Raw genomic sequence first — 1507 nt, 5'->3', positions numbered from 1 at the left:
CATTCACCCCTCACGGCAAGCACCTGATTGCGGGCGCCTGGGTTTCGTCCGGATCGCATTTTGCGTCCGAGCCTGCGCATGGTCCGTCGCACCAGTTCAGCACCGGCACGGTCGATCTTGTGGCCGACGCCTGCGCTGCGGCCGAAGAGGCGTTCTGGTCCTATGGCTTCAGCCCGCGCGAGACCCGCGCGGCGTTTCTGGAGGCCATCGCCGATCAGATCGAGGCCCGCGCCGAGGCGATCACCCAGATCGGCACGCAGGAAACCGGCCTGCCCGAGGCGCGTCTGAACGGCGAACGCGGCCGCACCACGGGCCAGTTGCGCCTGTTTGCCGCGCATATCCGCAAGGGCGATTATCTGGACCGCCGCCATGACCCGGCCCAGCCCGACCGCCAGCCCGCGCCGCGTCCCGATCTGCGCCTGCTGGAACGGCCCATCGGTCCGGTCGCGGTGTTCGGCGCCTCGAACTTTCCGCTGGCCTTCTCGACGGCGGGGGGCGACACGGCAGCCGCGCTTGCCGCCGGTTGTCCCGTCGTGGTCAAAGGCCATTCCGCGCATCCCGGCACGGGCGAGATCATCGCCGAAGCCATTCATGCTGCTATCGTGTCATCGGGCCTCCCTCCGGGGGTGTTTTCGCTGATTCAGGGCGGTCGTCGCGATGTTGGCACGGCACTGGTTACCAATCCGTTGATCAAGGCCGTGGGCTTTACCGGCAGCCTTGCCGGGGGCCGGGCGCTGTTCGACCTGTGCGCTGAGCGCCCCGAGCCGATCCCGTTCTTTGGCGAACTGGGCAGCGTCAACCCGATGTTCTTGCTGCCAAAAGCCATGCAGGCCCGCGCCGAAAGCCTGGGCAGCGGCTGGGCGGGCAGCCTGACGATGGGGGCGGGGCAGTTCTGCACCAATCCCGGCATCGCCGTGGTGATCGACGGGGAAAATGCTGACAAGTTTATCGAATCGACCCGCGCGGCGCTGGAAAAGACCGCGCCGCAGACCATGCTGACCGACGGCATCGCGCAGGCCTATCGCGACGGTCAGGCGCGGTTCGACGGGCGCAACGCGGTCCGGCCGGTCCTGCGCACCGACAGCGCCGGGCGGCAGGCCAGCCCGAACCTCTATGAGACCACGGCCGAGGCCTATCTGCAGGATCACGCTTTGGGCGAAGAGGTCTTCGGCCCGCTGGGGCTGGTCGTGCGGGTGCGCGACATGGCCGAGATGGCGCGTCTGGCGCGCGGCTTCGAGGGCCAGCTGACCGCAACGCTGCATATGGAGGCGGACGATCTGGCCGATGCGCAAGCGCTGCTGCCGATCCTTGAACGCAAGGCCGGACGGGTGCTGGTCAACGGCTTCCCGACCGGCGTCGAGGTGGTGGATGCGATGGTGCATGGCGGACCCTACCCGGCCTCGACCAATTTCGGCGCCACCTCGGTCGGAACCCTCGCCATCCGCCGCTTCCTGAGACCCGTCAGCTATCAGGGCTTTCCAAAGGAATTGCTGCCTGAAGATTTGCA

1 protein-coding gene is annotated in these 1507 nt (G+C 67.7%); it reads left to right on the top strand.

Going from position 1 to position 1507, the window contains the following annotated elements; genetic code table 11:
• On the top strand, positions 1-1507 hold a 1507-nt coding region (locus GL284_RS21195), incomplete at both ends, for an aldehyde dehydrogenase (NADP(+)) (protein ID WP_155046386.1).

Source organism: Paracoccus shanxieyensis, from assembly GCF_009711265.1.
GTDB classification, from domain to species: domain Bacteria; phylum Pseudomonadota; class Alphaproteobacteria; order Rhodobacterales; family Rhodobacteraceae; genus Paracoccus; species Paracoccus shanxieyensis.
The sequence above is the reverse complement of the archived record's forward strand: the minus strand, read 5'-3'. Positions and strand labels throughout refer to the sequence as shown.